At 76.2% G+C, this 332-nt stretch carries 1 protein-coding gene; it reads left to right on the plus strand.

What is annotated here, in order from left to right; all coding sequences use genetic code 11:
* Positions 1-332 (plus strand): hypothetical protein (locus AB4120_RS27630; protein WP_441643109.1); only part of this gene is annotated, 332 nt, incomplete at both ends.

Genomic DNA, 332 nt, shown 5'->3' on the forward strand with positions numbered 1-332 from the left:
GGACGGCGGTCGTCGCCGCCGAAGCCACCGCGTTGCGGCGGACGGCGCTCGTCATCGCCATAACGGCGCGGCGGGCGGGCTTCGTCGTCACCGAAACGGCGGGGACGCGGCGCGCCGCGATCGTCATTGCCGAAGCTGCGCTGGGGCGGGCGACGGTCGTCGCCGCTGAAGCCGCGCTGCGGGGGACGGCGGTCGTCGCCGCCGAAGCCACCGCGTTGCGGCGGACGGCGCTCGTCATCGCCATAACGGCGCGGCGGGCGGGCTTCGTCGTCACCGAAACGGCGGGGACGCGGCGCGCCGCGATCGTCATTGCCGAAGCTGCGCTGGGGCGG

The sequence above is a fragment of the Cupriavidus sp. 2KB_3 genome (assembly GCF_052115685.1).
Lineage (GTDB): Bacteria > Pseudomonadota > Gammaproteobacteria > Burkholderiales > Burkholderiaceae > Cupriavidus > Cupriavidus campinensis.